The 7,108-nt window shown below is 42.3% G+C and carries 3 protein-coding genes and 1 CRISPR repeat array; of the genes, 1 reads left to right on the top strand and 2 read right to left on the bottom strand.

The window, feature by feature from the left end; all coding sequences use genetic code 11:
• Window positions 1–98: 98 nt before the first annotated feature.
• Window positions 99–4,339: a CRISPR direct-repeat array (repeat unit 37 nt; unit sequence GTTTCAATAACAACTAATCCCTATGAGGGATTGAAAC).
• Between the two features lies 1 nt (window position 4,340).
• Complete coding sequence (locus JUI58_RS01200; protein WP_204101916.1) at window positions 4,341–5,054, top strand: hypothetical protein; 714 nt, start codon at window positions 4,341–4,343, stop codon at window positions 5,052–5,054.
• Window positions 5,055–5,223: 169 nt separating this feature from the next.
• On the opposite strand, the gene JUI58_RS01195 is transcribed toward JUI58_RS01200, so the two are convergent.
• Window positions 5,224–6,690, bottom strand: coding sequence for a leucyl aminopeptidase (locus JUI58_RS01195; protein WP_204101915.1), 1,467 nt, complete (start codon window positions 6,688–6,690; stop codon window positions 5,224–5,226).
• A 75-nt stretch (window positions 6,691–6,765) separates the two neighbouring features.
• Window positions 6,766–7,074, bottom strand: a complete 309-nt coding sequence (locus tag JUI58_RS01190) for a HAMP domain-containing sensor histidine kinase (RefSeq protein WP_348539808.1) — start codon at window positions 7,072–7,074, stop codon at window positions 6,766–6,768.
• Between the last annotated feature and the right edge of the window lie 34 nt (window positions 7,075–7,108).

Here is a 7,108-nt window from a genome sequence, read left to right as displayed (position 1 = left end):
AGGCCTTGCGGAAGCGATGGCTGAAATGCTATAGTAACTCTCGGTATCCGCAAACGAACCTTGAAAACTAAATACGGTAAGGGTTTCAACTCTGGGCGGTTTCAATAACAACTAATCCCTATGAGGGATTGAAACACAAGATTTAGATAGACCAGCTTTAACAGGTACGTTTCAATGTTTCAATAACAACTAATCCCTATGAGGGATTGAAACAATGCGAAAAGGGCGGTTTGATGAATTGTTTTTGTTTCGTTTCAATAACAACTAATCCCTATGAGGGATTGAAACTTTTGTAGCGATAATGCAGATAAAATACCCATTGTTTCAATAACAACTAATCCCTATGAGGGATTGAAACAAATGCGATCGCGTTTTCTCGATATCCTTGCAAATAGGTTTCAATAACAACTAATCCCTATGAGGGATTGAAACGCTCGACCGTGGAGATGCCCAGAATGGATAAGAGTGTTTCAATAACAACTAATCCCTATGAGGGATTGAAACGCCTTTGGAGACTCTAGACAGTTTCTTGAATATAGGTTTCAATAACAACTAATCCCTATGAGGGATTGAAACGTTTTCCTAATTGGCGATCGCCGCGCCCTGACTATGTTTCAATAACAACTAATCCCTATGAGGGATTGAAACTCATTTTTTACTATCACTATCCCCTTATCTGTTGGTTTCAATAACAACTAATCCCTATGAGGGATTGAAACAGCTATAGCAGTAACTAATCTTACCTCGATTTGTTTCAATAACAACTAATCCCTATGAGGGATTGAAACTTAACCGACCTATCTCTAAGAGATCGTCTCGCTCCTTGTTTCAATAACAACTAATCCCTATGAGGGATTGAAACAGAGATGATACATTATCAGATGGGATAAAAAGGTGTTTCAATAACAACTAATCCCTATGAGGGATTGAAACAGGTATGTCGCACTCTCAATCGAGATCGCCAAAATTGTTTCAATAACAACTAATCCCTATGAGGGATTGAAACCTACAACTATAGGAGGTAAAAATGTTTTACTAAGTTTCAATAACAACTAATCCCTATGAGGGATTGAAACAAACTGCTTACACCCAATCAACTATACCCAGCCAGTTTCAATAACAACTAATCCCTATGAGGGATTGAAACAGACTCGCCAGATTCGCTTATCTGGCAAAATTAGAGTGTTTCAATAACAACTAATCCCTATGAGGGATTGAAACATCTATATAAGTGACTTCTTCTGTAGAAAACACTTGTTTCAATAACAACTAATCCCTATGAGGGATTGAAACTTCATCCCATTCGTCCTCTCCCAGAGAGGGGATTCCGATGTTTCAATAACAACTAATCCCTATGAGGGATTGAAACTGGTGAGGCAAGGGATCAATCCTTCTATACAAAGTTTCAATAACAACTAATCCCTATGAGGGATTGAAACTTTTGTATAAATCACACTGTAACAAGAGTTCTCCTGTTTCAATAACAACTAATCCCTATGAGGGATTGAAACCTAGACATATCTTTTAAATGCGAGTTAGAGAAGGTTTCAATAACAACTAATCCCTATGAGGGATTGAAACAAGGATGAAATTTTGCGCCCCCGGTTGGGATTGGTTTCAATAACAACTAATCCCTATGAGGGATTGAAACATAGGCTACCCGAAGAATGTGCGGCTGATTGGATGGTTTCAATAACAACTAATCCCTATGAGGGATTGAAACGAGAAATACGCCCGCCTCATCCAATAAAACAACGTTTCAATAACAACTAATCCCTATGAGGGATTGAAACGGAAGCGGTGGGAGTTGCACCCAAGCACCTAACTGGTTTCAATAACAACTAATCCCTATGAGGGATTGAAACACTAGCAACTCGGTTGGATACACCAAAATCCGTGGTTTCAATAACAACTAATCCCTATGAGGGATTGAAACCCGATGCAGGAACGTAAATTATCTGCCATATAATTGTTTCAATAACAACTAATCCCTATGAGGGATTGAAACAAGGGTTTTTAGAAAGTTTTTTTGAGGATTGTCTACAATGCCCGTTTCAATAACAACTAATCCCTATGAGGGATTGAAACGCTACTCACGACCAACGCAACAGGGCAGGCAGTAGGTTTCAATAACAACTAATCCCTATGAGGGATTGAAACTCGTATTTCTTGATATAGCTGTGGCAAGTATTCGTTTCAATAACAACTAATCCCTATGAGGGATTGAAACAGCCCCTATGTTGGCAAGAAAAACAACAGCGAGAACTGTTTCAATAACAACTAATCCCTATGAGGGATTGAAACTCCTTCCATCCCAATAGCCCGAACGTTGGAAGATTGGTTTCAATAACAACTAATCCCTATGAGGGATTGAAACGGCTGCAAGACCATAACAAGCTCAATGATGTTGGGTTTCAATAACAACTAATCCCTATGAGGGATTGAAACTTCATACAGATAGGATTGGGAATCTTTACGAGGGTTTCAATAACAACTAATCCCTATGAGGGATTGAAACGGGAAAATCGCGATAAACCGACGCGATCGCCTTAGTTTCAATAACAACTAATCCCTATGAGGGATTGAAACTAATGATCCATCTAATCCAATATAATACTCACCAGTTTCAATAACAACTAATCCCTATGAGGGATTGAAACTCACCGTAGAGAGTATTTCTCTCTAGACTAAAAGTTTCAATAACAACTAATCCCTATGAGGGATTGAAACACATACATGAATCTCTTCGTGAGGAGAGGTATTAGGTTTCAATAACAACTAATCCCTATGAGGGATTGAAACTTAACACATTGGCGATCTCTTTATTCCTTTTTTTTGGTTTCAATAACAACTAATCCCTATGAGGGATTGAAACGAATCTGTTAGTTTGGGTCAATCTCTGATGCTTGTTTCAATAACAACTAATCCCTATGAGGGATTGAAACAAAAATATTTCTAATGGGGGAATATCAGTTAATGGTTTCAATAACAACTAATCCCTATGAGGGATTGAAACGGAAAACCGCCGAGGATCGGCAGAAAGCCAAGCAGTTTCAATAACAACTAATCCCTATGAGGGATTGAAACAACTTGGTGATTCTATTGCTTCTTTTACTGGGGGTCGTTTCAATAACAACTAATCCCTATGAGGGATTGAAACCAAATTTCCCAACTCTTGCGTTCTCTTTGATGAAATCGGCGGGTTTCAATAACAACTAATCCCTATGAGGGATTGAAACTTTATCTCCGTTAGCCGTTCCTTCCGAAACGGTGTTTCAATAACAACTAATCCCTATGAGGGATTGAAACATACGAATATCTCCTTCTGTATATTGGGAAGCGATCGCAAGGTTTCAATAACAACTAATCCCTATGAGGGATTGAAACAATGACAAGCGATCGCCACGTTGGAGTTCCTGCGCCACCCGAGTTTCAATAACAACTAATCCCTATGAGGGATTGAAACTTTCCGAGCAAGATTCGGCTTTTATTTCTTCCTTGTTTCAATAACAACTAATCCCTATGAGGGATTGAAACTTTCCTCTTGACTTACCTAGTGCAACACGGTATAGTTTCAATAACAACTAATCCCTATGAGGGATTGAAACTATTACGCCGAGCTAACCTCCAATGAGGAGATCGATCTTCTCGAGTTTCAATAACAACTAATCCCTATGAGGGATTGAAACATGGTTTTTTGATTTTCTCTGAAGGGATCGATAGCAAGTTTCAATAACAACTAATCCCTATGAGGGATTGAAACTTCGGAAGCGCCAAGCACGGTATGAGTGGCTTTTTCGTTTCAATAACAACTAATCCCTATGAGGGATTGAAACGATTTATTTTCTGACAAGAATTCATCAAAAGACGGTTTCAATAACAACTAATCCCTATGAGGGATTGAAACAGGAACGGGAAGTAATCCTAAAATCAAATCAACAGTTTCAATAACAACTAATCCCTATGAGGGATTGAAACGAAAGATGCGATCGCTTTTCTAAAAATCCCCCTGTTTCAATAACAACTAATCCCTATGAGGGATTGAAACACGAATTGTTGGAGCGCCTCGTTTTGTGAGAGAGGGTTTCAATAACAACTAATCCCTATGAGGGATTGAAACTACCGTTTTCCATTCAATACCGAAAAAGGATAAAACTAGAGTTTCAATAACAACTAATCCCTATGAGGGATTGAAACTGGCAAAATTATCAGTATTGGTGCTGCTGCTGCGTTTCAATAACAACTAATCCCTATGAGGGATTGAAACAGGTTTTAAAAGTCTCGCTGGATCGCGGATCGCCTGTTTCAATAACAACTAATCCCTATGGGGGATTGAAACTATGGATGTAGTTATGCGTTATCCGAAGTGGTTTCCTTATCCGAGTTGCTGGGTTAGGGCAATTGTTCTCGATCTATCTTCTATGGCTGTTGTTTTGGCTTCGATGTTGGCTTTTATTGTCACTGCCATGCCTGTAGGAATGACTGGATCGATGCTAGACGCGAGTAAAGAAGATGCTAGTAATCCTTTATTGGTGGCTTATTTTTTGTTAATTGGTTTTGTTCTCCCTGTTGTTACGTTGAGTTTTATCGATCGCTTTGTTTGGAATCGTCCCAAGGCGGGAGAGCTTTTTATCCCTAGGCTAAAAAGCTGGTTGGATGGGATTTTTGCTTATGTTGTTACGTTGGGTGTTGCTTTCCTCGTAGCTGTTATTTTTGCTTTGTTTGTTTGCGATTCTCGGTATAAGTGCCGCAGTCCAGAAACACGAGTTTGGATGTCTGTGGTGTTTACAATTGGGCTTGCTTACGTTTATCAGGGGCGTTTTTTGGTGGTGCAATGGTGGCAAAATCGCCAGAAACGGAAGAATAAGCGGGTTAATCAGTCTCAGTTACCTCGTGCTAAACGCCAGGTTACGCCGATTGATGATTCGGATCGCGAGTTTAATGAGTTTCGCTGGGAACAACAACGGAAGCGGGTTTCTCCTCCTCCTTCTCCCTCTGGCGGGACAGTTGACGACGAACTCGAACGGCTCAGGCGAGAGATGGATCGGGATTAATCCCCTAACTGTTGTTGATTTGGCGATCGCACTGCGCGATCGTTTTTTTTGTTTCAATAACAACTAATCCCTATGAGGGATTGAAACCGTCACACCAAGGCTCTCGCTAATTATTTTTTTACAAATAAGGCTGCGCGATCGCGCAGCCTCAAGCAAATTAAGCCAAAAATTAAGCCACAACCCAATTCACCAAAGTTCGCACCGGATAACCCGTTGCGCCAATATTATTCACACCCCCTTCCTTATCCGCCCAAACCGGTCCCGCAATATCCAAATGCGCCCAAGGCGTTGACTCAACAAATTGCTTTAAAAACAAAGCCGCCGTAATCGATCCAGCATAACGCGGACCCGTATTTTTCATATCAGCAATTGGAGATTTTAGCCCCTCAAAATACTTCTCCTCTAAAGGCATTTGCCAGAACTTTTCTCCTCCCAATTCTGCCGCTTCTTGTAGTTCTCGGGCGAGACTATCATCGGTACTCCACAAACCGCCAATCTCTTCCCCCAAAGCAATCACGCAAGCCCCCGTTAAAGTCGCTAAATCAATAATGGCATCAACCTCTAATTTCTCAGCAAATACCAAGGCATCAGCTAAGGTTAAACGCCCCTCTGCATCAGTATTATTCACCTCAATGGTTTTGCCATTAGAAGCCGTGAGAATGTCCCCAGGGTGCATCGCCTTGCCACTGACCATATTTTCCGCCGCCGCACTGATAAAATGCACCTCAACATCCGGTTTCAGTTGCCCGATCGCCTTAGCAGCCCCCAAAGTTGCCCCAGCACCCCCCATATCCATTTTCATAGTTTCAATGCCCTTACCCACCTTTAAATTGAGTCCACCGGAATCAAAAGTTACCCCCTTACCCACGATCGCCACCTTGCGGCGCGGTGTTCCTTTTGGCTTATAAGTGAGATGAATAAACTTGGGAGGCAAGTCTGAGGCTTGAGAAACTCCCAAATAAGACCCCATGCCCAACTTTTCACAGTCTTCTTTTTCGAGAATAGTCAACTCCAAACCATAATTAAACGCAAGATCCCGAGCCGTTTCCGCGAGAGTTGTGGGGGTTACAGCATTCGCGGGAGCATTGACCAATTCCCGCGCCAGAATCACCCCCGAGGCGATCGCCCGAGCCGTTTGAATCGTCGTATCTTGGTTGCCCAGCCCCAAGAGTTCGACGGTTTCGAGGCAATCTCCTTTATCTTCGATTTCCGACTTAAAGCGATTATCCAGGTGTAAAGTGAGCAGTAATCCTTCCGCGATCGCCTGGGCGCTCAAAGCCCCATCCCCAGACACAGGTAGCCCAATACCGAGAGTTTTCACCCTTTCAGCCTTAGCAATGCGGGCGATCGTCGCCGTACTGTTTCTGATGCCATTTAGCTTGAAATCTTCCTCTTTCCCTAACCCCACTAAAATAATTTTGCGAATGGGACTTTTCCCCCCAACTCGAGTCACCGCAGAACTCCCCGCACCCCCCGTAAATTCCGTTTCAGCGATTAACTCCGCGATCGTCCCGTCCAGTTTATCGTTCAATGCCGCTAAATCTCCCGCGATCTCAACCGCACCTTCAAATAGACCGATCGCCAGTGCATCGCCATTCCAATCCCATTGCGTCGTATCAACCGCTTTAATTTCCATGTGTCTTTATTAATGATCAATAATCAATAGTTTAGGCATAAAACAAGACCAACGAGCGGGAATTTACCCGCAATGTCAGGTTGCTGGAGTCGCCTGCAAGGGAATTTTGATCGTAAAGGTGGTTCCTTCTCCCATAGTTGAGGCAACATCAATGGTCCCCCCATGCTTTTCGACGATAATTTGCCGGCTGATGGAAAGCCCTAGTCCCGTTCCTTTCCCTACCTCTTTCGTCGTAAAAAATGGCTCGAAGAGGCGATCGCGAACTTCATCGGGAATACCTGAACCGTTATCGGCGATGGTCACTTGCAACCAACAATCCTCATGGACATCGAACGCAACGGGTTTTAACCCGTCTTGCGTTACAATACTTCCATGTAAGTCCACAGCTATTTTTTAGCCAAGGGATGTAGGAGTCTGT

The sequence above is a fragment of the Spirulina sp. CCY15215 genome (assembly GCF_016888125.1).
In the GTDB taxonomy this organism is placed as follows: domain Bacteria; phylum Cyanobacteriota; class Cyanobacteriia; order Cyanobacteriales; family Spirulinaceae; genus CCY15215.
This window is presented reverse-complemented; position numbering and strand designations above follow the sequence as displayed.

Excerpts from the sequence above, each read along its gene's own strand:
- JUI58_RS01200 (WP_204101916.1), top strand. The coding sequence starts at position 4,341 with ATGGATGTAGTTATGCGTTATCCGAAGTGGTTTCCTTATCCGAGTTGC.
- JUI58_RS01195 (WP_204101915.1), bottom strand. The coding sequence starts at position 6,690 with ATGGAAATTAAAGCGGTTGATACGACGCAATGGGATTGGAATGGCGAT.